The sequence below is a fragment of the Sphingomonas sp. FW306-1B-B10E genome, from assembly GCF_058782005.1.
The window spans coordinates 1-22,969 of the sequence record NZ_JBYSXG010000066.1 but is presented as its reverse complement, the minus strand read 5'-3'; the positions used below and the strand labels follow the sequence as shown (position 1 = coordinate 22,969).

At 67.8% G+C, this 22,969-nt stretch carries 23 protein-coding genes; 14 read left to right on the top strand and 9 right to left on the bottom strand.

The window, feature by feature from the left end:
* Window positions 1-46: 46 nt before the first annotated feature.
* Together dapD and AC3WJI_RS19255 are read right to left on the bottom strand one after the other, a co-directional pair.
* Window positions 47-868 carry a 2,3,4,5-tetrahydropyridine-2,6-dicarboxylate N-succinyltransferase gene (gene dapD / locus AC3WJI_RS19260; RefSeq protein ID WP_492758913.1) on the bottom strand — a complete coding sequence of 274 codons (822 nt, stop codon included), beginning with the start codon at window positions 866-868 and terminating at the stop codon, window positions 47-49.
* Between the two features lies 1 nt (window position 869).
* A complete protein-coding gene (locus AC3WJI_RS19255) occupies window positions 870-1,532 on the bottom strand; it encodes a pyrimidine 5'-nucleotidase (RefSeq protein WP_492758912.1) in 663 nt (220 codons plus the stop codon).
* Between the two features lie 151 nt (window positions 1,533-1,683).
* On the opposite strand from AC3WJI_RS19255, the gene AC3WJI_RS19250 reads away from it, so the two are divergent.
* The 3 genes from AC3WJI_RS19250 (at window position 1,684) to AC3WJI_RS19240 (ending at window position 5,678) form a co-directional block, all read left to right on the top strand.
* On the top strand, window positions 1,684-4,041 hold the full coding sequence (locus tag AC3WJI_RS19250; protein WP_492758911.1) for a S8 family peptidase: 2,358 nt from the start codon (window positions 1,684-1,686) through the stop codon (window positions 4,039-4,041).
* Between the two features lie 91 nt (window positions 4,042-4,132).
* Window positions 4,133-5,119 carry an LLM class flavin-dependent oxidoreductase gene (locus AC3WJI_RS19245; protein ID WP_492758910.1) on the top strand — a complete coding sequence of 329 codons (987 nt, stop codon included), beginning with the start codon at window positions 4,133-4,135 and terminating at the stop codon, window positions 5,117-5,119.
* 202 nt (window positions 5,120-5,321) lie between these two features.
* The gene (locus AC3WJI_RS19240; protein WP_492758909.1) at window positions 5,322-5,678 is read left to right on the top strand and encodes an endonuclease domain-containing protein; all 357 of its coding nucleotides are present in this window, start codon (window positions 5,322-5,324) and stop codon (window positions 5,676-5,678) included.
* 350 nt (window positions 5,679-6,028) lie between these two features.
* On the opposite strand, the gene AC3WJI_RS19235 is transcribed toward AC3WJI_RS19240, so the two are convergent.
* The 3 genes from AC3WJI_RS19235 to AC3WJI_RS19225 all read right to left on the bottom strand — a co-directional run bounded on the left by AC3WJI_RS19235 (window position 6,029) and on the right by AC3WJI_RS19225 (window position 8,522).
* Window positions 6,029-7,378, bottom strand: a complete 1,350-nt coding sequence (locus AC3WJI_RS19235) for a sensor histidine kinase (protein WP_492758914.1) — start codon at window positions 7,376-7,378, stop codon at window positions 6,029-6,031.
* Window positions 7,379-7,487: 109 nt separating this feature from the next.
* A complete protein-coding gene (locus AC3WJI_RS19230; RefSeq protein ID WP_492758908.1) occupies window positions 7,488-8,156 on the bottom strand; it encodes a response regulator transcription factor in 669 nt (222 codons plus the stop codon).
* Between the two features lie 33 nt (window positions 8,157-8,189).
* Window positions 8,190-8,522, bottom strand: a complete 333-nt coding sequence (locus AC3WJI_RS19225) for a hypothetical protein (protein WP_492758907.1) — start codon at window positions 8,520-8,522, stop codon at window positions 8,190-8,192.
* Window positions 8,523-8,595: 73 nt separating this feature from the next.
* Here AC3WJI_RS19225 and AC3WJI_RS19220 point away from each other — a divergent pair, with 73 nt between their 5' ends.
* The 3 genes from AC3WJI_RS19220 (at window position 8,596) to AC3WJI_RS19210 (ending at window position 13,187) form a co-directional block, all read left to right on the top strand.
* Window positions 8,596-10,371, top strand: coding sequence for an ABC-F family ATP-binding cassette domain-containing protein (locus AC3WJI_RS19220; protein ID WP_492758906.1), 1,776 nt, complete (start codon window positions 8,596-8,598; stop codon window positions 10,369-10,371).
* Between the two features lie 237 nt (window positions 10,372-10,608).
* Complete coding sequence (locus AC3WJI_RS19215) at window positions 10,609-12,186, top strand: MFS transporter (RefSeq protein ID WP_492758905.1); 1,578 nt, start codon at window positions 10,609-10,611, stop codon at window positions 12,184-12,186.
* A gap of 104 nt (window positions 12,187-12,290) precedes the next feature.
* Window positions 12,291-13,187, top strand: a complete 897-nt coding sequence (locus AC3WJI_RS19210; protein WP_492758904.1) for an iron-containing redox enzyme family protein — start codon at window positions 12,291-12,293, stop codon at window positions 13,185-13,187.
* Window positions 13,188-13,211: 24 nt separating this feature from the next.
* Here AC3WJI_RS19210 and AC3WJI_RS19205 read toward each other — a convergent pair whose 3' ends face one another.
* From AC3WJI_RS19205 to AC3WJI_RS19195, 3 genes are read right to left on the bottom strand one after another with little or no spacing between them, the layout of a single operon-like run.
* Window positions 13,212-13,838, bottom strand: a complete 627-nt coding sequence (locus AC3WJI_RS19205; RefSeq protein ID WP_492758903.1) for a DUF4893 domain-containing protein — start codon at window positions 13,836-13,838, stop codon at window positions 13,212-13,214.
* 23 nt (window positions 13,839-13,861) lie between these two features.
* Window positions 13,862-14,647, bottom strand: coding sequence for a 3-hydroxybutyrate dehydrogenase (locus tag AC3WJI_RS19200; RefSeq protein WP_492758902.1), 786 nt, complete (start codon window positions 14,645-14,647; stop codon window positions 13,862-13,864).
* 8 nt (window positions 14,648-14,655) lie between these two features.
* On the bottom strand, window positions 14,656-15,795 hold the full coding sequence (locus AC3WJI_RS19195) for a patatin-like phospholipase family protein (protein WP_492758901.1): 1,140 nt from the start codon (window positions 15,793-15,795) through the stop codon (window positions 14,656-14,658).
* Window positions 15,796-15,908: 113 nt separating this feature from the next.
* Here AC3WJI_RS19195 and ypfJ point away from each other — a divergent pair, with 113 nt between their 5' ends.
* The 8 genes from ypfJ to AC3WJI_RS19155 all read left to right on the top strand — a co-directional run bounded on the left by ypfJ (window position 15,909) and on the right by AC3WJI_RS19155 (window position 21,479).
* The gene (ypfJ, locus tag AC3WJI_RS19190) at window positions 15,909-16,787 is read left to right on the top strand and encodes a KPN_02809 family neutral zinc metallopeptidase (RefSeq protein WP_492758900.1); all 879 of its coding nucleotides are present in this window, start codon (window positions 15,909-15,911) and stop codon (window positions 16,785-16,787) included.
* A gap of 69 nt (window positions 16,788-16,856) precedes the next feature.
* Window positions 16,857-17,600: an alpha/beta hydrolase gene (locus tag AC3WJI_RS19185; protein ID WP_492758899.1), complete on the top strand. Its 744-nt coding sequence runs from the start codon at window positions 16,857-16,859 to the stop codon at window positions 17,598-17,600.
* Window positions 17,582-18,331, top strand: a complete 750-nt coding sequence (locus AC3WJI_RS19180; RefSeq protein ID WP_492758898.1) for a tetratricopeptide repeat protein — start codon at window positions 17,582-17,584, stop codon at window positions 18,329-18,331. Before AC3WJI_RS19185 ends, AC3WJI_RS19180 begins: the two co-directional genes overlap by 19 nt.
* Window positions 18,332-18,399: 68 nt before the next feature.
* Window positions 18,400-18,855 (top strand): VOC family protein, encoded by a 456-nt coding sequence (locus tag AC3WJI_RS19175; protein ID WP_492758897.1) that lies wholly within the window; start codon window positions 18,400-18,402, stop codon window positions 18,853-18,855.
* On the top strand, window positions 18,852-19,898 hold the full coding sequence (locus AC3WJI_RS19170; RefSeq protein WP_492758896.1) for an NAD(P)H-dependent flavin oxidoreductase: 1,047 nt from the start codon (window positions 18,852-18,854) through the stop codon (window positions 19,896-19,898). The genes AC3WJI_RS19175 and AC3WJI_RS19170 overlap by 4 nt, the downstream gene beginning before the upstream one ends.
* A gap of 31 nt (window positions 19,899-19,929) precedes the next feature.
* Window positions 19,930-20,262 carry a hypothetical protein gene (locus AC3WJI_RS19165; RefSeq protein ID WP_492758895.1) on the top strand — a complete coding sequence of 111 codons (333 nt, stop codon included), beginning with the start codon at window positions 19,930-19,932 and terminating at the stop codon, window positions 20,260-20,262.
* Window positions 20,263-20,300: 38 nt separating this feature from the next.
* The gene (gloB, locus tag AC3WJI_RS19160; RefSeq protein ID WP_492758894.1) at window positions 20,301-21,029 is read left to right on the top strand and encodes a hydroxyacylglutathione hydrolase; all 729 of its coding nucleotides are present in this window, start codon (window positions 20,301-20,303) and stop codon (window positions 21,027-21,029) included.
* 39 nt (window positions 21,030-21,068) lie between these two features.
* Window positions 21,069-21,479 carry a hypothetical protein gene (locus AC3WJI_RS19155; protein ID WP_492758893.1) on the top strand — a complete coding sequence of 137 codons (411 nt, stop codon included), beginning with the start codon at window positions 21,069-21,071 and terminating at the stop codon, window positions 21,477-21,479.
* Window positions 21,480-21,632: 153 nt separating this feature from the next.
* On the opposite strand, the gene hslU is transcribed toward AC3WJI_RS19155, so the two are convergent.
* Window positions 21,633-22,925, bottom strand: coding sequence for an ATP-dependent protease ATPase subunit HslU (gene hslU / locus AC3WJI_RS19150; RefSeq protein ID WP_492758892.1), 1,293 nt, complete (start codon window positions 22,923-22,925; stop codon window positions 21,633-21,635).
* Window positions 22,926-22,969: the final 44 nt, after the last annotated feature.

Sequence of the window (22,969 nt, the reverse complement as noted above, 5' to 3'; positions counted from 1 at the left end):
TTTTCTACCCGCCCCTAGCCCCTCCCTTGCAGGCAGGGGAAGGGAGTCAATCGCGCAGCAATTCGTTGATCCCGGTCTTGCTCCGCGTCTGCGCGTCGACCGTCTTGACGATCACTGCGCAGTACAGCCCCGGCTTGCCCGCCTCGCCCGGCACCGTGCCGGGTACCACCACCGAATAAGGCGGCACGTGCCCGCGGTGGACCTCGCCGGTGGCGCGGTCGATGATCTTGGTCGAGGCGCCGAGATAGACGCCCATCGACAGCACCGCGCCCTCGCCGACGCGGACGCCCTCGGCCACCTCGGCGCGCGCGCCGATGAACGCGCCGTCGCCGATGATCACCGGGTCGGCCTGGAGCGGCTCGAGCACCCCGCCGATGCCAACCCCGCCCGAAAGGTGGACGTTCTTGCCGATCTGCGCGCAGCTGCCCACCGTCGCCCAGCCGTCGACCATCGTGCCCTCGCCGACATAGGCGCCAATATTGACGAAGCTCGGCATCAGCACCGCGCCTTTGGCGATATGCGCACCGCGCCGCACGATGCTGCCGGGCACTGCGCGGAAGCCGGCGCTACGGAACGCGGCTTCATCCCAGCCGGCGAACTTGCTCGGCACCTTGTCGAACCAGACCGAGTCGCCGGGGCCTTGGATCACGACGTTGTCGTTGAGCCGGAAGCTCAGCAGCACCGCTTTCTTGAGCCACTGATTGACCTGCCAGCCGCCGTCCTCGGTCGGCTCGGCGACGCGCGCGACGCCGCTGTCGAGAAGGTCCAGCGCCTCGGCGACGGCCTCGCGCACCGGTCCCTTGGTGTCGAAGCCGAGTGCGGCGCGATCTTCCCAGGCGGCGTCGATCGTGGTGGCGAGGTCGGTCACGTCAGTCTCCCAAAATCTGGTGCAGCCAGTCGCCGAGATCGGCGACGGTGTAGTCAATGAAGCTGCGGTCCTCGTCGGCGCCCTGTTCCGAACCGTTGTCGATCCATACGGTGGTCATGCCGATTGCCTTGGCGGGTTTGAGGTTGCGCGCCATGTCCTCGACGAACAGCGATTCCGCGGGGTCGAGGCCATAGGCGTCGCACAGCCCGCGATAGGCGGAAGGGTCGGGCTTGGGGCGATAGTCGGTGGCGTGGATGTCGTGGATCGCCTCGAAGGTTTCGCCGAGCCCGAGCCGGTCAAGCACCTTGCTCGCATAAGGCGCGTCGCCGTTGGTGAATACCAATTTGCGCCCGGGCAGCCGGGCCAGCGCCTCGATCAGTGCCTCGTTGCGCTCCAGCACGGTCATGTCGACGTCGTGGACGTCGGCGAGATAATGGTGCGGATCGACGCCGTGCTCGGCGATCAGTCCCGACAGCGTCGTGCCGTGGGCGTGGAAATAGCCCTTCTGGATGCGATGCGCCTCCTCGGGCGAGCAATCCAGCAGCGTCCGCACATAGTCGCCGATCCGCGCGTCGATCATCGCGAAGAGGTTCGCGCGCACCGGGTAGAGCGTATTGTCCAGATCGAAGATCCAGTTGCGGATATGGCCTAGCGCGGGAAGCATCGGAGCGGGGCTCTACGGAGTGGACGCGCGTGCTGCAAGGCGGCAGGGATGGATTGCATTAAGTCACGGTAAACCATGCAGAACTTATCTGCATTGCCGTGCATCCTGGGCAGGGACGAGGAAGATGCAGGCGGCATTTCGTGCGCGACTGATGCAAGGCGCTGTGTTCGCCGGCTTTGCGACGCTGGCCGCTTGCGGCGGCGGGGGTGGCGGGGGCGGCGTCAACCCGATTCCGGCGCCTCCGGTAGCGGCGCCCGCACCCACTCCGACGCCGACGCCGGTACCCACGCCGACCCCCGTTCCGACTCCCACGCCAACGCCGGCGCCCGTGCCGACGATGAGCTACGACACCAGCGAATATCGCGCGACCGCGGGCGCCGTCGCGATGAACGCGCTCACCGCCTATCAGCATGGCGGCACCGGCGCGGGAATCCGCGTCGGCGTGATCGACAGCGGCATCGACCTCCAGAGCGCCGAATTCGGCGATTGCTCGGGCGGCGTCGGCACCGGCAACTGCCGGATCACCAGCGCGTCGATCGCGGCGGCCGGCAACGGCACGATCGACGACGAGGGCGGCCACGGCACCGCGGTCGCCTTCACGATCGCCGGACGACGCAACGACGCCGGCACCCACGGCGTCGCCTTCGACGCGCAATTGATCGTCGCGCGCGCCGATACACCGGGCAGCTGTGCCGATACCAGCGAGGACGGCGGCTGCAGCTTCGGCGACAACGCCATCGCCGCAGGGGTCGACGCCGCCCGTAGCGGCGGCGCGCGCGTCATCAACATCTCGCTGGGCGGCGGTTCGCCAGGATCGCGCTTGCTCCAGGCGATCGGCAACGCCACCGCGGCGGGGATCGTCGTGGTGATCTCGGCGGGGAATGACGGCGACAAGCCCGAGGGCGTCAATCCGGACCCCTTCGCCGGCGGCATCGCGGCGAGCGCCAATGCGCGCGGCATGGTGATCATCGCCGGCTCGGTGGGCACCGGCGATCAGATTTCCAGCTTCAGCAACCGCGCCGGCACCGGCGCGAGCCATTATTTGACCGCGCTCGGCGAGCGCGTGCGCGCGCCCGATGAGAACGGCTCCCCGATGCTGTGGTCGGGCACGTCCTTCTCGGCGCCGCAGATCGCCGGCGCGGTGGCCTTGCTCGCCCAGGCATTCCCCAACCTCACCGGTGCGCAGATCGTCCAGCTGCTCTATGCGACCGCGCGCGACCTCGGCGATGCCGGCGTCGATTCGGTCTACGGGCACGGCGCACTCGATCTCACGCGCGCCTTCCAGCCGGTCGGCACGACGTCGCTTGCCGGATCGACCGGTGTCGTCTCGGCGAGGATCAACGCGGCCTTGTCCGGCCCGATGGGCGACGCCAAGCAGGGTGCACTCGGCGCCGTCGTGCTCGACTCGTTCGATCGCGCCTTCACCACCGACCTTGCGCGCAGCATCGCCCGCCAGGGCCCGGCGCGCCGGCTTCCGGCGCTGATGGCGACGCGCCAGCGCAGCTTCTCGGTGGGCGTCCGCGACCTGTCCGTCGCGGTCTCGCTCGTCCCGAGCCGCGATACGATCCGGATCGAGCAGCTCGGCATAGGCACCCGCGACGCCGGCGGCGCACGGATGCTCGCTGCGACGGTGAGCGGTAGATTGGGCAGCAAGGCACAATTCGCGATCGGCGCGTCCGAGACCGGCAGCACGCTCACCGCACGCCTCGCCGGCCGCGACGAGCCCGCCTTCCTCGTGGCACGCGATCCGCTGCACAGCGCCGGGTTCGATGTCGACGTGACCGGCTCGGCGGCGCTCCGCCAGGCGTTCGGGCGCTGGGGCGTCAGCTTCGCGCAGGAGCAGGGCCAGGTGCTCAGTCGCCGCGACACGCAGTTCGCGGCGCTCCGCTGGGATGCCCAGCGCTCGGGCTATTGGCGCGCGACCCTCGGGCTCGATCGCCGCATCGGCGATCTGCGGGCCGGCCTGTCGCTGACCCGGCTCAGCGAGCGCGACACCGTGCTCGGCGCGCGCTTCAGCGGCGGCCTCGGCGCGGCGCGGGCCGACAGCAATTTCCTCGATCTCGGGCTGCGCTACGCAACGGATGCGGGCTGGTCGCTCGGCGGCTCGATGCGCCAGGGCTGGACCGACGCCAGGCTGCGCAGCGGCGTGCACGGCAGCGGATCGATCCGCACCAATGCCTTCGCGGCCGATATCGGCAAGGACGGGGTCTTCGCGCGCGGCGACAGCTTCGGCTTCCGAATCGCCCAGCCGCTGCGCGTGTCGAGCGGCGGGCTCGGCATCGCCTTGCCGGCCGATTGGGACTATTCGACGATGGCGGTCAGCGCGTGGGACAAGAGCTTTCTCAATCTCGCGCCGGAGGGCCGCGAAGTGGATTACGAACTGCGCTACAGTTGGCCGCTGTTCGGCGGCGATCTGAGCAGCAATCTTTTCCTGCGCCGCAATCCCGGAAACTTCGCGTCCTTCCCCAGCGACAAGGGCGGCGCGGTGCGGCTGACTTTGGGCTGGTAACGGCAGGGGAGGAGCCAAGCCAGTCCGCCTTGTCAGTCGCGAAGCAAAGCTTCGGCTAGCGATCCACGCCGTCGCCACCCATCTCCAGGTGATGACAGCCTATTCCCTGCTCGACCTCGTTCCCATCATCCAGGGCGGAAGCGCCCGTCAGTCGCTTGCCAATGCCGCCGATCTTGCGCGCTACGCCGAACAGCTCGGCTACACGCGCTATTGGGTCGCCGAGCATCACGGCATGGAGGGGATCGCCAGCGCCGCGACCGCCGTGGTGATCGCGCATGTCGGCGCCGCGACCTCGACGATTCGCGTCGGTGCGGGCGGCATCATGCTGCCCAACCATTCGCCGCTGCAGGTTGCCGAGCAGTTCGGTACGCTCGACGCGCTGTTTCCGGGCCGGGTCGATCTCGGGCTCGGCCGCGCGCCGGGGTCGGACCAGCGCGTCGCTGCCGCGATCCGCCGCGGCATGGCCAGCGACGGCAGCGAATTCCCGCAGGACGTGGTCGAGCTTCAGAGCTATTTCGCCGATGACGGCCGCACCGGCATCCGCGCCACGCCCGGCGCGGGCGCCGACGTGAAGCTCTGGATCCTCGGCTCCAGCCTGTTCGGCGCGCAGCTCGCCGCGGCTTTGGGGCTGCCTTATGCCTTCGCCTCGCATTTCGCGCCGGGGCTGCTCGACGAGGCCGGCGACCTCTACCGCCGCAACTTCCGCCCCTCGGCGGTGCTCGACAAGCCGCATCTGGCGCTGGGTTTCAACGTCTTCGCCGCCGACACCGACGACGAAGCCGAATATCTCGCCACCTCGCAGCAACAGGCCTTCGTCGCGATCCGCACCGGGCGCGGCATCCAGCTGCCCCCGCCGGTGCGCGGCTATCGCGACACCCTGGGCGCGCAGGGCAATGCGATGCTCGAACAAGTGCTCTTGGCCAGTGCGATCGGCGGGCCGGAGCGCGTGCGCGAGCAGCTCGCCGCCTTCATCGCGCGCACCGGCGCCGACGAACTGATCCTGACCAGCGCGATGTTCGACCACGACGCGCGCAAGCGGAGCCTGGCGATCGCGGCGGGGGCGATGAAGGGGCTTTGAGGCGAGAGCCGTTGCGGCTTCGCCGTACATTGCGATCCGCGCTCTCGCGGGAACGGCGACGATATCGGGCCGGCAAAGTATTTACGGTCGCTTCGTCGTGATGGCTGAACTTCCGAGATAGGTGGAAAGCTGCCTTCTAGCCCTCTCCCGCTTTCGCGGGAGAGGGTTGGGTGAGGGTCTTCTTTCTTCTACTTCATTCTGCATGCGTACGTCCGTTCGCCGACAGACGAGTCGCCATGCCTCGCAGCTCCGCAAGGATGCTACCGATGTCGAGCGGCTGCTATGGGGCTCGCTGCGCAACCGGCGGCTGATGGGATACAAGTTCCGCTTCCAAGCCACAATCGAGCCCTTCGTCGTCGACTTCCTGTGCGTGGAGGCGCGGCTCATCGTCGAAGTGGACGGCAGCCAGCAGGACGTTGAAGTCGATGCCCGGCGCACGCACTTTTTGAAGAACCGAGGCTATCGGGTCCTCCGATTCTGGAACAACGAGATCCTGGAAAATCTTGACGGCGTGCGGGAGGCCATCATGGCAGCGCTAAACGCGGATCGGCTGGGCTGACGAGGCAGAAGAAGAAGGCCCTCACCCAACCCTCTCCCGCGAAAGCGGGAGAGGGCTAGAAGAAGCCGGTCACAAGTGGGGCGTTTGACGCTGGTCTGCTTATAGGCCCCAACCTCGCCCCGCGGCTGTCCACCTTGCAATGTAGGATTTAGCCTGCTTGGCTAGCGCGGTCGGCTCGCTGTCGACCGCTCTTTCATATTGCCGGAAAATAGGACTTCGCCCGCGCAATAAGATTGCGAGAAGAATCGCGACTCCGTCAACTTAGTCAATTTAGGGACCGCCAGAACCACCTCGGCGTACTGCTTCAGTGCTCACGCCGAGTCGCGCTGTAGGAATTCGGGAGCCGGCGATCAGCTTGCCGCCGGCAGACGCAGCCGGACCAGCAGCCCGCCCAGATCCTCGCTCTCTTCGAGGCTCACCGTGCCGTCGTAGATCTCGGCGACGTCGCGGACGATCGCGAGGCCGAGGCCGGTGCCGGGCTTGCCGCTGTCGAGCCGGACGCCGCGGTCGAAGATGCGAATGCGGTCGGCCTCGGGGATGCCGCGTCCGTCGTCCTCGACGAGGATCTCGACGAAACCGGAATCGATGCGGACGGTGATGAACACGCTGCCGCCGCCATATTTCGCGGCGTTCTCGACCAGATTGCCGAGCAGATCGTCGAGGTCCTGGCGTTCGATATGCGCGATCAGGTCCTTGCTACCGTCCACGTCGATGCGGACATTGGGGTAGAGCCGCGCGACGGCGCGCTCGACCGCCTCGACCGAGGGCCATACCGCCGCGCGGCTGTGCGCACTGCCGCGGCGGCCGACCGCGCGGGCGCGCGCGAGATGGTGGTCGATCTGGCGGCGCATCGTCCGCGCCTCGCGGATGATCGTCGGGGCCAGGTCTTCCTGCCCCGCGGCGGCGGCGTTCATGATCACGCTGAGCGGCGTCTTGAGCGCATGCGCGAGGTTGCCGGCGTGGCGCCGCGCTTCCTCGGCCTGGCGATCGTTATGCTCGACCAGGGCATTCAATTCGTCGACCATCGGCGCGATTTCGGCGGGCATCCGGTCCTCGATGCGCTTCGCCTTGCCGGCGCGCAGCCGGGCGATTTCCTTGCGGACCTTGCGCAGCGGCAGCAGCCCGTACCAGGTCTGCAGCCCGACCATCACGATCAGCCCGAGACCGAGCAGCACGAAGCTGCGGATCAGCGTCCGGCGCAGGGTCGCGATCTGCGCGTCGAGCCCGTCGCGACTCTGCGCGACCTGGAATTTCCAGCGCACCGGCGAGCCCGGCAGCTTGAGGTCGCGCTCGGCGATGCGCAGCATCTGATTGCTCGGGTCGTTGGGGTCGCGGTCGGCGCGCGGGGTTTTGTCGACGAACTCGTCGCTATTGTAGATGTGGAGCTCGCGGTCGTCGTGACGCTGGTTGACCCGCAGCTTGCGGTCCCACAGCGAGCGTGACGGAAAGGGCTCGAAGCCCTTGCCGCTGATCTGCCAATAGGCGCCCGACCCGGGTTCGAGAAAGCGCTGGTCGGCCAGTTCGCGATTTAGCACCACTTCGCCGCTCGGTCCCAGTTCGGCGGAGACGATCATCGAGGTCAGCAGATAATCGAGCTGCTCGTCAAAGTTGCGGGTGATCGCCGTGGTCAGGATGCGGTCGAGCGCGACGCCGCCGCCCACCAGCAGCACGAAGATCCATGCGCTCGCGATCAGCAGCATCCGCCGGCTGACCGAGCCGGTGGCGCGCGGCGCATAGTAACGCGGCTGCGGCTCGGCGACCGCCGCGTCGCTCACCGGGGACGGGACGCTGTCCCCTTCCTGGTCCATCTCAGGCGTCCGCGGGTTCCTCGAGGCTGTAGCCCAGGCCCCGGATGGTGGTGATCACGTCGGGGCCGAGCTTCTTGCGGATGCGCGTGACGAAGACTTCGATCGTATTCGAATCTCGGTCGAAATCCTGGTCGTAGATATGCTCGATCAGCTCGGTGCGGCTGACCACCTTGCCCTTGTGGTGGAGCAGGTAGCTGAGCAGCTTATACTCCTGCGCGGTGAGCTTGACCGGCTCGCCGGCCTTGGTGACCTTGCCGCTGCGGGTATCGAGGCGGATGTCGCCGGCGATGAGTTCTGCGGAGGCATTGCCCGAGGCGCGGCGGATCAGCGCGCGCAGCCGGGCGATCAGTTCCTCGGTCTGGAACGGCTTGGCGACATAATCGTCGGCGCCGGCATCGAGCCCGGCGACCTTGTCCGACCAGCTGTCGCGTGCGGTGAGCACCAGCACCGGCGTGGTCTTGCCTTCCTTGCGCCAGCGGTCGAGTACGGTCAGCCCGTCGATCTCGGGCAGGCCGAGATCGAGGATAACCGCGTCATATTGTTCGGTGGAGCCGAGGAAATGCCCTTCCTCGCCATCGGTGGCGAGGTCGACCGCATAGCCCGCGCCTTCGAGCGCGTTGCGGAGCTGCTGTCCGAGATTGGGTTCATCCTCGACGATCAATAGTCGCATGCGTTGGTCCCTATGCCCTTGCCGTGCCGGCGCTCAATCGCCCGTGCGCCGCAGGATGTTCCCCGTGCGCCCGTCGGCATCGACCCAGATCACCGATCCATTGCGCAGGAATTTGAAGGTGTAAATGTCCGTTGCGGAATCGTAATCGAAACCGAGATATTGCGCGCCGGGCATGCGGGGAATGACGCGGCGCTCGATCTCGCGCACCGGCAGGTTCTGTCCCTTGAGGCGGCGCTGGCTGGCGGCTTCCTGATTGCTGTCCTGCGCATGCGCGGCGGCGCTCCCGGCGAGCGAGAGGGCAGCCAGACACGCGCAGAAAACGGGCTTAACCAGCATCTTCATGCGTCTGGCATAGGGGTGGGCCATTGAATAGCCCCTGAACGCGCCCGTCAGCCGCGGGCAACTTGCGGGCCGGGCGCGTGCATCCTAGGTGGCCGCCATGGCTGCACCTGTACTTGCATATGAGGGCTTGGGACTGATCCAGGGCTCGGGCTGGCTGTTCCGCGGGCTCGACCTCTATATCGGCGAACGCGACCGGCTCGCGCTGATCGGGCGCAACGGTGCGGGCAAGTCGACCCTGCTCCGGCTGATCGCCGGGCGGATCGATTCGGATGAGGGCCGCCGGACAATCGTGCCGGGGACGCATGTCGTTCTGCTCGAACAGGATCCGCAGGTCGCCGGTTTCGCGACCCTGCTCGATTTCGTGCTGGCCGGCGACGACGCCCCTGAACGTTACGAGGCGGAGGCGATCGCCGACCAGCTCGGCATCGATCTCGGACGCGAGGCGGCGACGGCGTCGGGCGGCGAGCGGCGCCGCGCCGCGATCGCCCGCGCGCTCGCGCAGAACCCCGACGTGCTGCTGATGGACGAGCCGACCAACCATCTCGACATCGCCGCGATCGACTGGCTCGAGAGCTGGCTCAGCCGCTATACCGGCGCGTTCATCGCGATCAGCCACGACCGCACCTTTCTGACTCGGCTGACCCGCCAGACCTTGTGGCTCGATCGCGGCGCGATCCGCCGCGCCGAGATCGGCTTCGGCGGGTTCGAGGCGTGGACCGAGCAGGTCTATGCCGAGGAGGAGCGCAACGCCCAGCGGCTCGACGCCAAGCTCAAGATCGAGGAGCACTGGCTGCTGCGCGGCGTCACCGGTCGCCGTCGCCGCAACCAGGGCCGGCTGACCAAGCTGAAGGAGATGCGCGCCGAGCGCGCCGCCATGATGGGCCCCCAGGGCGCCGCCAAGCTCGCGATCGGTTCCGACGGTGCCCAGACCAAGGTGGTGATCGACGCCAAGAACATCACCAAGCGCTTCGGCGACCGCACGATCATCAACGATCTGACCTTGCGCATCACCAAGGGCGACCGGGTCGGCGTGGTCGGCCGCAACGGCGCGGGCAAGACCACGTTGCTCAAGCTGCTCACCGGTCAGCTCGAGCCCGATGAGGGCAGCGTGCGGCTGGCCAAGACGCTCGACGAAGTGATCATCGACCAGCAGCGCAGCCTGATGGACCCGGCCAAGACGGTGCGCGACGTGCTGACCCAGGGCGGCGAGTGGATCGAAGTGCTCGGAGTCAAGAAGCACATCCACGGCTATCTCAAGGAGTTTCTGTTCGAGCCCAACCTCGCCGACGCGAAGATCGGTACCTTGTCGGGCGGCGAGCGCTCGCGGCTGCTGCTCGCGCGCGAATTCGCGCGGCCGTCGAACCTGCTGGTGCTCGACGAGCCGACCAACGATCTCGACCTCGAGACGCTCGACCTGCTCCAGGAAGTGATCGCCGATTATGCCGGCACGGTGCTGATCGTCAGCCACGATCGCGACTTTCTCGACCGCACGGTGACGGTGACTCTGGGGCTCGACGGCAGCGGCAAGGTCGATGTCGTCGCGGGCGGCTATGCCGATTGGGAAGCGCGGCGCACCCAGCGCGTCGAGCCCAAAAAGGCGGCGGCCAAGCCCGTCGCGGAGGTGCCCAAGGCAAAGGCGACCAAGCTCAGCTACAAGGACCAGCGCGACTACGACCTGCTGCCCAAGCGGATCGAGGAGATTGAGGCGCAGATCGCCAAGGACGAGGCGGCGATGGCCGATCCCAACCTCTACACGCGCGATCCGGGCAAGTTCGCGACGCTGAGCGACGGCATCGGCAAGCTGCGCGACGAGAAGGACGCCGCGGAGATGCGCTGGCTCGAACTCGCCGAGCAGGTCGAGGCGCTGGGCTAGGCTGGCCGTTCAATTCCCCTCCCTGCAAAGGAGGGGGTAGGGGTGGATAGCCACGGGCGAGGCTCGATGCCTCGCCCGCGGCTGTTTCGACGAGCGGCTCGAAGAGTCTTCTGAGGGCGCAGACGCGCGCACCCACCCCCTTCCCCTCCCTGCGAGCTGGGAGGGGGATTATGAACGCGACACGATTTTGCCTTCGGGCTGACCTTCTTTATGGCGGGGGCAGGGGAGCGGACAGGCATGCAGGCGAGAAGCACGTTCATCGATCGGCGCGGGGTGTGGCTTTTCGTGCTCGGCTGCGTGGCGGTCACCGCCGGGGTGCTGATGCACGTGCCGATGTTCCTGATGGGCCGGCACATGCACTTCATGCTCGCCGGCATGCCGATGGGCTGGGACATGGTCGGCGGCATGGGCTTGATCATTGCCGGCTGCCTTGTCGCCGCCTGGGGCCTGCTGCCGCGCGACGTGTCGGCGCACCTGGCCGCGCGCGGCGATTTCGAGATTGCCGCACCCGAAGACGCGCATCTCGGGCCTGCGCATTGGACGCTGATGGCGGTGCTGGTGGTCGCCTTGATCATCGACATCATGAAACCCGCCGCATTGGGCTTCACCGTCCCGGGCATGATCAGCGAATATGGCGTGCCCAAAGCGACCGTGTCGCTCGTGCCGTTCTTCGCGCTTTGCGGCACCGTGACCGGATCGGTGCTCTGGGGTGTCTTGGCAGACATCTATGGGCGCAAGGCGACGATCCTGCTCTCGGCGGTAATGTTCGTCGGCACCTCGATCTGCGGCGCGATGCCCAGCCTCGCCTGGAATATGGGCATGTGCTTCATGATGGGCGCGGCGGCGGGCGGGATGCTGCCGGTCACCTACGCGCTGCTCGCCGAGATGATGCCGAGCCGGCACCGCGGCTGGAGCCTCGTATTGGTCGGCGGGCTCGGCGCGGTCGGCGGCTATTTCGCGGCGAGCGGCGCCTCGGCGCTGCTCCAGCCGATCTTCGGCTGGCGGATCCTCTGGCTGCTCAACCTCCCCACCGGGCTGCTGCTCGTCCTGCTCGGCGTCTTCATTCCCGAATCGGCCAAGTTTCTTCTAGCCCGCGGCCGGCGTGCCGAGGCGGCAGCGGTAATGGCGCGGTTTGGATCCACAATGCGCAAAGTGACCGCGTCCACGGCCGCGCCGCAAGCGAGCGCGGCGCATGTCCCGCTCACCGGCGCGAAGCTCATCGGCAAGCTGGTCGCGCTATCGACTGCCGCGATCGCCTGGGGACTGATCAATTTCGGGCTGCTGCTCTGGCTTCCCGCCGATCTGGTGAGCAAGGGCTATTCGGTCGCGGTGTCGAGCAAGCTGCTCGCCGCCTCCGCGCTGATCGCCTTCCCGACGGTGTTCCTCTGCGCTTTCCTCTACAGCCGATGGAGCACCAAAGGGTCGCTCGTCGCGGTGATCGGGCTCACCTTTCTGGGGCTGGTCGGTGTGATGTGGCTCGAACTCGTCGGCGGGATGAGCCCGGTGCTGCCGGTGGCGTTGCTGATCGTCGGGTCGAACGGGATCATCGCGATCGTGCTGCCCTATACGGCCGAGAGCTTCCCGATGCGCGTGCGCGGCCGCGCCACCGGCTGGGTGGCGGCGTGCACCAAGGCGGGTGGCGTTCTCGCCCAGGCGCTGTCGATCACGGCGCTGGTGCCGGCGATGGGCTGGGCCGCGGCGGCGATCATGGTCCCCACGTTGCTCGCACTGGCCTTGGTGGCGTGGTTCGGCCGCGAAACGCGCGGCGCCGACCTACGCCGCCTCGACGAAGCGATGGACACATCGGCGGTCTGATTGATTTAGATTAAATTGCAATCCCTTGGCGGTCATTTCGGACTCGTTCGGGGAACAATCGAGGCTGCCTGCCGGTTTGGACATCGGCAGGAGAGCATTCCAACATGGCTACACGTCCGAGCGACTTCGCAAATGATGCGGGCTCGCAATTTCTTACTGACAGCTTCCAGCGCGGGCTCGCGCATTGGAATCGTGAACGCCTTGAGCCTGGCTTCCCCAGCGATGACTGGAGCCGGACTTTCGAGCGCGACCTCCGGATGCAGCGGCTCGAGGGCGGCTTCCTCGAAGAACTTCGCGCTGAGATCGCCGAAGAAGCGGCTGCCGCCCCGACCGACGTCGAAGGGTTCATCGACTGGTTCGAGGGGCTGAAGGCACGCGGGCCCGGCCAGGGCGATCCGCTGTTCCCCTGGCTCGCAGAGACTGCGGACCGAGATCAGCTTCGATGGTTCTTCGAGCAGGAAGCCGCCGGCGAGGCCGGGTTCGACGATCTGGTGGCGATGACGCAGGTCAAGTTGCCGGTGCGACCCAAGCTAGAGCTTGCGCGCAATTATTGGGACGAAATGGGCCACGGCACGGCCAAGGGCATGCACGGCCCGATGCTCGACGCATTGGTCGACACGCTCGAGGTCAATCCGGTGATCGAGAATACCGTCTGGGAGAGCCTGGCGCTCGCCAATGCGATGACGGCGATGGCGGCCAACCGCCGCTATGCCTGGCACTCGGTCGGCGCGCTCGGCGTCGTCGAACTGACCGCGCCCGGCCGCTCGGCGCTCGTCGCCGAAGGGCTCAAGCGCGTCGGGCTGAGTCCGAAGGAAGCGCGCTATTTCACGCTCCATGCCGTGCTCGACATCAAGCATAGCGAAGACTGGAACCGCGAGGCGATCCGCCCCGCGGTCGAGGAAGATCCGCGCCGCGCCACTGCGATGGCCGAGGGCGCGTTGATCCGGCTCAAATGCGGTGCGCGCTGCTTCGAGGCCTATCGCGCCCGGCTCTGGGACTGACGTAACCGGCGCCGCCGGCGTCCGTCAGGGCGCCGGAACGAGTTCCACTACATCGAGCACCGATTCGAACCGCGGGCGCGGGAAGACCAGCCGCCAGCGCTTGGGTGCGATGCGCTCCACATAGCCGATCATGTCGCGATCGGCGTCGACGCCGTAGCGCAGCGGCGAAGTCTCATCGCCGAGGACGAGCGTACCCAGAAAGACCTGGCGGTTGGCGTCGTGCGGGAAAATCAGCCCGGTCGGCCGCTGCGAGCCGGTCATCTTGTGCAGGCTCTTGACTTCGCCCTCATCGGCGACGCGGCAATCGAACCACGGATAGGCCGTGAAGTCGCGCATCGCAGTGCCCTTGCCTCCCAGCTTGAAGGTGCGGCAGCGATAGGCCCCTTGCGGCAGCGACGCGTCGGGAAGCGCGCGATCGGGATCGAACAACACCGGTTCGGCGGCGATCGCCTTGGCGTCGGCCTTGCGCGCAGGCGGCAGCGCCTCGTCCCAGGCCTTGTGCCAGTCGCGCATCCGGTCGCGATCGGCGGCGGTGGCGACGTTCTGCCAGCGGACATTGGTCGGCGGCGCGGAGGAGGTCGCTTCGCGATAGACGCTGCAGCCTCCGAGGCCCGCGGCGAGGGCAATGGCAACCGGCAGCATCCACTTCATTCGCGATCCCCTTTTGCCCCGGCTTACGCCGCGGTCCAGCCGCCATCCATCGAATAATTGGCGCCAGTGATTTGCGCCGCTTCGTCCCTGCACAGAAAGAGCGCGAGTGCGGCGACTTGTTCCGGCTGGACGAAGGCTTTTGTCGGCTGGGCGTCGAGCAGGACGTCGTTGATCACCTGCTCGCGCGTGAGGTTTCGCGTCTTCATCGTGTCGGGGATCTGGTTCTCGACCAGCGGCGTCCAGACATAGCCAGGCGAGATGCAATTGACCGTGATGCCGTGGACGGCGACTTCGAGCGCGGCGGTCTTGGTGAGCCCGGCGATGCCGTGCTTGGCGGTGACATAGGCCGACTTGTTGGGGCTCGCGACGAGGCTGTGTGCGCTCGCGGTGGTGATGATCCGGCCCCAGCCGCGCGCCTTCATGCCGGGGATGGCGGCGCGCATCAGGTGGAAGGTCGAGCTCAGGTTGATGGCGATAATCGCATCCCATTTCTCGATCGGGAATTCGTCGATCGGGGCGACGTGCTGGATGCCGGCGTTCGAGATCACGATGTCGACGCTGCCCAGTTCCTTCTCCGCGCGCGCGACCATCGCGGCGATCTGATCGGGCTTCGACATGTCGGCAGGGTCGTGGAGCGCCTTGGCGCCGCTGGTCGCCTCCAGCGCGGCGCGTTCGGTCTCGATCGCGGACGCGTCGCCGAAGCCGTTGATCATCACGCTCGCACCCTCGGCGGCGAGCGCCTTCGCGTAAGCGAGACCGATGCCGGAAGTCGAGCCGGTGACGATCGCGGACTTGCCCTTGAGGAACATGGAAACTCCTAACGCTGGGTGAGATCGAAGGCGGCGGTCTTGCCGTCGAGGATGTTCTGCGCGACGAGCTGGGCGTTCGCCATCGTCTCCGCGACTGCGGCGCGGCCGGCCTGCCAATGCTCGTGCATCGAGCGCGCGGAGAATTCGAAGTCGCGCGATCCGCCCTCCCAGGCATTGGCGCGGTAGATCAGATGGACGAGGCTCAGCGGCTTCTCGTCGGCGAGGATGCGCAATGCCGCGACATCGGGATCGTCGGCCAGATCGGCGGGCAGCTTGGCGAGAACCCGGCGGATCGCCTCGCGCTCCTTGCGCAGCCGCAACCGTTCGCCCGAGACCTGGCGGGTGCGGCTCGAGAAGCGGATCTCTTTCTCGCGGGCGATCACGTCGGTGATCGTTCGCGGCAGATCGGCGGCGGCGGGGAAAAGGTCGACCTGGAAGACGATCGTGTCTTCGCATTGGCGGTCGAGGATGTGGGTGAGCGGGGTGTTCGAGACGAGCCCGCCGTCCCAATAATATCTGCCGTCGATCTCGATCGGTGGAAGCCCCGGCGGCAGCGCGCCCGAGGCCATGATGTGCCGCGCGTCGAGCCGCTCGTCCTGGGTATCGAAATAGCGGAAATTGCCGCTGGCGATATCGACCGCGCCGACCGAGAGCCGCACTGGCCCGTTGTTGAGCAGGTCCCAGTCGATATGCGCGTTCAGCGTCTCGGCGAGCGGCGCGCTGTCGTAAAAGCTGAGTGCCCCGGGCGTGCCGGGCGTGGCGAAGGCCGGCGGGACCGGGCGCGGGCGGAAGAATCCCGGGACGCCGCCCATCAACACCGTCGCCGCCGCCCATTCGTGCGAGAATTCGCGCGCAGTGTCGCTCAAGGGAATCGAGAAGTCAGGCAGCGCGCCGGTGACGCCGTCCCAGAACGCCTTGATCGCGGCCAGGCGCTTCTCGGGCGGGTTGCCGGCAAAGAGCGCGGCATTGACTGCGCCGATCGAGATGCCGGCGACCCAATCCACTTCGATCCGCGCGTCGCCCAGCGCTTCGATTACCCCGGCCTGGAAGCTGCCGAGCGCGCCGCCGCCCTGGAGCACCAAAGCGACACAGTCCGGGAGCGGCAGTCCGGCGACGCGGCGGCGCGGGCGAGGTTCGGCGTCGGCCATGCGCGGGCTTTGGCGGATTGGCGGTGGCGAGGCAATCCTCGGCGTGGGAAGGGCGTGCAACGCTCCGGCTTCTCGCGCATTGTTGCGGGGACCTAACGACAAAGGACTGGCCGATGCGGCTCGACGATCTCGATCCCACCGACAATGCGCGCGACTGGGGTTCGGGCGGCGGCGGGGGCGGCGGCTTCGGGCTGCTCGGCCTGCTGCCGCTGCTGCTCGGGCGCGGCATGGGATGCGGCGGGATCGCGCTGATCGGGATCGTCGCATTGATCTTCTTCTCGATGGGCGGCGGCGGGCTGCTCGGCGGTGGCGGCGGCACGCAGACGCGCCAGGGCCAGACCCAGGGCGCCGCCAAGGCCTGCGACACCCAGGCCGAATTGTTCGCGTGCCGCGTGATGACCAGCACCGAGCAGGTCTGGGGCGAGGTCTTCGCGCAGCAGGGCCAGCGCTACCAGCCCGCGACGATCAACTTCTTCCAGAATTCGGTGCAGTCGGCCTGCGGCCAGGCCTCGACCGCGGTCGGGCCCTTTTATTGCCCGGGCGACAAGGGCGTGTTCCTCGACACCGGCTTCTTCGACGAGCTCGACAAGCGTTTCGGCGCCAAGGGCGACTTCGCCCGCGCCTATGTCGTCGGGCACGAAGTCGGGCACCACATCCAGAATCTCGAGGGCATTTCGGACAAGGTCAGCCAGGCGCAGAATCGCGCATCGCGGACCGAAGGCAACCACCTGTCGGTGCTGCTCGAGCTGCAGGCCGATTGCTATGCCGGCGTCTGGGCCAAGCGCAGCGGCCGGCTCGAGCCCGGCGACATCGAGGAAGGCATGGTCGCCGCCAATGCGATCGGCGACGACACGCTCCAGCGCCAGGGCCAGGGCGAAGTGGTGCCCGACAGCTTCACCCACGGCACTTCGGCGCAGCGCAAGCAATGGCTCCAGCGCGGCCTCGACAGCGGCGATCCCGCGCAGTGCGACACCTTCAACGCCGGGATCTGACGCGGCCTATCCTCCCCCGTACCGCGGGGGAGGATTGCTGATGGCGGCGGACCTCCCTAATCCGCTCGTATGACCGAACCCGACGCCCCCGACCGCCCGAAGCTCGCCTACCGACACACCCCCGGCCGCGGGCCGACGATCATGTTCCTGTGCGGCTATGCCTCCGACATGAACGGCACCAAGGCGCTGGCGCTCCAGCAATGGGCGCAAGCGAACGGCCGCGCCTTCCTGCGCTTCGACTATGCCGGCTGCGGCGAGAGCGAGGGCGATTTCGAGGACCAGACGCTCGCTTCATGGCGCGACGATGCGCTGCGGGTGATCGATGCGGTGGTCCAGGGTCCGGTGGTGCTCGTCGGATCGTCGATGGGCGGCTGGATCATGCTGCTCGTCGCGAAGGCGCGTCCCGAGCAAGTGGTCGGTCTGGTCGGGATCGCCGCCGCGCCAGACTTCACCGATTGGGGATTCAGCCAGGCCGACAAGCTCACGATCCTCCAGCACGGCCGGATCGAGCAGCCCAATGACTATGGCGACGCGCCGACGGTGACGACGCGCGGCTTCTGGGCCTCGGGCGAGGCCAATCGCGTGATGATCGGGCCGGTGCCGTTCGACGGTCCGGTGCGGCTGCTCCAGGGGCAGCGCGACAAGGAAGTCCCCTGGGAGCGCGCCGCGCGGCTCGCCGAGCTGTTCCGTTCAGACGCGGTGCAGACGGTGCTGGTCAAGGACGGCGACCACCGGCTCTCGCGCGAGAATGACCTCGCGCTGATCGTCCGCGCGGTCGAGGATGTGCTCACCTTATGTTCTTCGCCCTCCTGACCCTCCAGGCCGCCGCGGCTGCGGCGCCCGCCGGCGCGTCCGAACCGCCGCGCTACGCCGCGTGCATGGACCTCGCCACCGGCGACCCGTCGCAGGGCGTCGCCAGCGCGGCGCAGTGGCGCACCGAAGGCGGCGGGATGCTCGCGCGGCAATGCCTCGGCGTTGCCTATGCCAATCAGAAGCGCTGGCCCTCGGCGGCTGCCGCCTTCGAGGAAGCGGCACGGGAGGCCGAGACGGCCAAGGATGCGCGTTCTTCCAATTACTGGGCGCAGGCAGGCAATGCGTGGCTGGCTGCCGGCGACCCCGTGAAGGCGCGCGCGGCGCTCGACGCGGCGCTGGCGAGCGGGACGCTAACGGGGCTGGCGCTCGGCGAGGCACGGCTCGATCGCGCCAGGACGCTGGTCGCGGCCGGCGACATGGAGGGCGCGCGCGCCGATCTCGACCGCGCGCTCGCCGACGCCAAGGCCGACCCGCTGGCATGGTTGCTCTCGGCGACGCTCGCGCGGCGGCAGGGCGACCTCACGCGCGCCAAGGCCGACATCGCCGAAGCGCTCAAGCGCGCTGCCGACGATCCGCAGGTCCAGCTCGAGGCGGGCAATATCGCCGCGAGCGACGGCGACGAAGCCGGCGCACGCGCAGCCTGGGGGCAGGTGCTAACGCTTGCGCCGGGAGGCCCGATCGCCGATTCGGCGCGCAACGCGTTGGCGCAGTTCGGAGCGAGCGAGAAGTAGCGCGGATTCGGGTTGGCCTCGCCGCATCGCGGTCCTATCTCGCCGGAAACCCCTGTTCCGGAGCTCCCATGCGCTATCTCCACACGATGATCCGCGTCACCGATCCTGTAGCGACCGTGCGCTTCTTCAAACTGCTCGGGCTCGAGGAAGTGCGGCGGATGGAGAGCGAAAAGGGACGCTTCACGCTGATCTTCCTCGCCGCGCCCGAGGATTCGAACGGCCAAGGCCAGCGCGCCAATGCCGAGGTGGAGCTGACCTACAACTGGCCTGCCGAGGACGGCAGCGCGCCCGAAGTCTATTCCGGCGGGCGCAATTTCGGGCATCTCGCTTACCTTGTCGACGATATCTACGCGACCTGCCAGCGGCTGCAGGACGGCGGCGTGACGATCAACCGGCCGCCGCGCGACGGGCACATGGCCTTCGTGCGCACGCCGGACGATATCTCGATCGAGCTGCTGCAGGCAGGCGAACCGCTTGCGCCGGCCGAGCCCTGGGCATCGATGCCGAACACCGGGGTCTGGTGACCGATCCCGCCGGCCGCTTTCGCGCGCTGACCGGCGCGGCGGCGCCGATCGTCCAGGCGCCGATGGCGGGGGCGGGCGGCGTCGCGCTGGCGGTGTCGGCGATCCGCGGCGGCGCGGTGGGGTCCTTGCCCTGCGCGATGCTGATTCCGGAGCAGGTGCGCGCGCAGGTGGCGGAAGTACGTGCGGCGGCGGACGGGCCGCTCAACCTCAATTTCTTCTGCCACGAAATCGAGGACGCGCCCGACGATCGTGCGTGGCGGACGGCCCTCGCGCCCTTCTATGCCCGGGAGAGGGTGACGCCGCCGACGGGCGCCGCGGCGCTGCGGCGACCGTTCGACGAGGCATTGTGCGAAGCGGTCGAGAGCGTGAAGCCGGATATCGTCAGCTTCCATTTCGGCTTGCCGGCCCCGGCGTTGTTCGCGCGAGTGAAGGCCGTGGCCAAGATATTCGGCAATGCGACGACGGCCGACGAGGCGCGTTTCCTCGCGCGCCAGGGCTGCGACGCAGTGATCGCGCAGGGGGGTGAGGCGGGCGGCCATGCCGGCTGGTTCCTCGAAGGCCATCGGCCGGTAGGAGCGCTGGCGCTAGTGCGGCGGATCGTCGCGGCGGTCGACGTGCCGGTGATCGCGGCGGGCGGAATCATGGACGGCGCCGGAATCGCCGCGGCGCTGGCGCTGGGCGCAAGCGCGGCGCAGCTCGGCACGGCCTATCTCTCCACGCCCGAGAGCCTGGCATCGCCGACGCATCGCGCGCTGCTGGGTAGTGAGGCCGAGACGGTTTTCACCAATGTGCTGACCGGACGCGAGGCGCGGGGATTCCACAACCGGCTGATCGACGCACTCGGGCCGATTTCAGCGGCCGTGCCGGCATTTCCGCACGCGGCCACGGCGCTCGCGCCCTTGCGGGCCGCGGCCGAAGCCGGGGGCAGGGGGGACTATTCGCCATTATGGGCGGGCCAGGGCGCGGCGCTCGCACGCACGATGCCGGCAGAGGCGCTGACCCGATTGCTTGTCGAGGAGGCGCTTGCAAGCCTCCCACGATAGTGTATTATACGCGCAATACACTGGAGGCAGCATGATACGATCGGTCATCCCGGGATTGGCATTGCTACTGCTCGCCGGGTGCGGCGGCGGCGAGCGCGCGGCGCTCACGGTATCGATCGAAGCGGATGGCAGTGCGGCGACGGTGGCGTGCCTCGAATCGAGCAGCGACGTGTGCTATGTCGCCTTCGACGCGGCGAGTCCGGTGCGCGGCGATGTCGGCAAGGGCGAGAGCCGCCGCTTCGCGGGCGTGGTGCCCGGGACCCCTTTGTGCATCGAGCCTGAACCGATCGATCTCGCCAAGTGCAACCGGACCGTGGTCAAGCAGGGCAGCCAGCGTATCGCCCGCAGCCGCGTCAGCAGCTGAGTATGGCGCAGCGGGCTGCGCGCGCCTAGATTGCCGCCATGCTCGACATCGTCCGAATCCCCGCGCTCAGCGACAATTACATCTGGCTGGTCCACGATTCTGCCTCGGGAGAGACGATCGTGGTCGATCCGGCCGAGGCAGCCGGCGTCGAACGGGCGCTGGCCGAGCGGAACTGGCAGCTGCATGCGATCTGGAACACGCATTGGCATCCCGATCACACTGGCGGAAATGCCGAGCTGAAGGCGCGCTGGAACGTCCCGGTGATCGCGCCTGCGGCCGAGGCGGCGAAGATCCCGACCGCCGACCGGCTGGTCGCCGAGGGCGACGAAGTGCGGCTCGGCGCGCATGTCGCGACAGTGCTGGAGGTGCCCGCGCACACGGCGGGGCATATCGCCTATCACTTCGCTGAAGACACGTTGGTGTTCGTCGGCGATACCTTGTTCGCGATGGGCTGCGGGCGGCTGTTCGAAGGGACGCCAGCGCAGATGTTCGCCAATATGCAGCGGCTGGGGGCGCTGCCGGGCGAGACGGTTGTCTATTGCGCGCACGAATACACCCAGTCGAACGGCCGCTATGCGCTGGTCGCGGAGCCCGACAACGCAGCGATCCGCGAGCGGATGGACGACGTCGATCGCGCCCGCGGCGCCGGCGAGGCAACCGTGCCGACGACGATCGCGCTCGAGGCCGCGACCAACCCGTTCCTGCGTGCCGCGAGCGTCGAAATCCTCGCCGAGCGCCGTGCCGCCAAGGATGCTTTTCGCGGCTGAGCCGTTTATGTCGCGGCTGGGGCGTGAGGAGACACCGCGATGATCCGTCGAACCATCTTGCTGCCGGTTGCCGCACTGCTCGCATTGGCCAGCTGCACCGGCAATGCCGAGCTCCAGGCATCGCGCCAGGCCGAGGCGCAGCGTGACCTGGCCGAAGCGCTCGACGGCCGCGTCGCGGGCAAGCCACAGGATTGCCTGTTCTCGCCGTCGAGCGTCAACGGCCCGCAGATCGTCGATAAACGCACGATCCTGTACCGCGACGGCAAGCGCATATGGCGCAACGACCTCGCCGCCGACTGCCCGTCGCTCGACCCCGACGATCTGCTGGTAATCGAGCTGCACGGGACGCAGATCTGCAAGAACGACCTGTTCCGCCCGGTCGACCGGGGGAGCCAGATCCCGGGCGCCTATTGCCGGTTCGGGCAATTCACGCCGTACGTGAAGGAATAGGCCAAGCGGCGTCCGCCTTCCACTCCCCCCTGAAAGGGAGGGGTAGGGTGGGTGCGAGCACAGCGACGCAGCCGGTGAAAGAGAAAAGGCCGGGCATCGAGCCCGACCTTTTCTACCCCACCCCTCGATCCCATAGAGGGAGGGGAGAGAAGATCACAGCACGTATCGGCTCAGGTCGGTATTGCGCGCGACCGCGGCGAGCTGCTTGTCGACATAGGCCGCATCGATCGCCAGTGTGGTGCCCGAGCGGTCCTCGGCATCGAAGCTGACTTCCTCGAGCAGCTTCTCCATCACCGTCTGGAGTCGGCGCGCGCCGATATTCTCGACTTCGCCGTTAACCTCTGCGGCGATTTTCGCGACCGCGCGGATACCGTCTTCGGTGAAATCGATCCGCACGCCCTCGGTGCCGAGCAGCGCCGCATATTGCTGGACGAGGCTCGCCTTGGTGTCCGACAGGATCGCGACGAAATCCTCCTCGGTCAGCGCCTTGAGTTCGACGCGGATCGGCAGGCGACCCTGAAGCTCGGGGAGCAGATCGCTCGGCTTGGCGACATGGAACGCACCGCTGGCGATGAACAGGATATGGTCGGTCTTCATCGGTCCGTATTTCGTCGCCACCGTGGTGCCCTCGATCAGCGGCAGCAGGTCGCGCTGGACGCCCTCGCGACTTACCGACCCGCCGCGCACGTCGCTGACCGCGATCTTGTCGATCTCGTCGAGGAAGACGATGCCGTTGGCCTCGGCGTCGGCGAGCGCCTGGCGGCTGACTTCGTCCTGGTCGAGGCGCTTGTCGGCCTCCTCCTCGACGAGCTTGTCCCAGGCGGCGCGGACATTGAGCTTGCGGCGCTTGAGCGGCGAACCGCCCAGGCCCTTCATCATCTCGCCGAGATTGATCATCTGCATCGGCGCGCCCGGCACTTCGAACGGTGCCGCCGCGGCCTGCTCGACCTCGATCTCGATCTCGGTATTGTCGAGCACGCCGTCGTGGAAGCGCTGCTTGAACGCCTCGCGCGTCGCGGTGCTGGCGTCCTTGCCGGTGAGCGCGTCGAGAAGCCGGCCCATCGCCGCTTCCTCGGCCTTGTCCTTGACCGCCGCGCGGCGGCGCTCCTTTTCGAGCCGGATCGCTTCCTCGACCAGGTCGCGGGCGATCTGCTCGACGTCGCGACCGACATAGCCGACTTCGGTGAACTTGGTCGCCTCGACCTTGACGAACGGCGCGTCGGCGAGCTTGGCCAGTCGCCGGCTTATCTCCGTCTTGCCGCAGCCGGTGGGCCCGATCATCAGGATATTCTTCGGCGTGACCTCGTCGCGGAGGTCGGCGCTGAGCTGTTGGCGGCGCCAGCGGTTGCGCAATGCGACGGCGACGGCCTTCTTGGCGTCGTGCTGGCCGATGATGTGCGCGTCGAGCGCAGCGACGATGGTCTTGGGAGTGAGGTTGTCGTTCATTGTCTTCTTCTTCTCCCCTTCCGCTTGCGGGAGGGGTCGGGGGA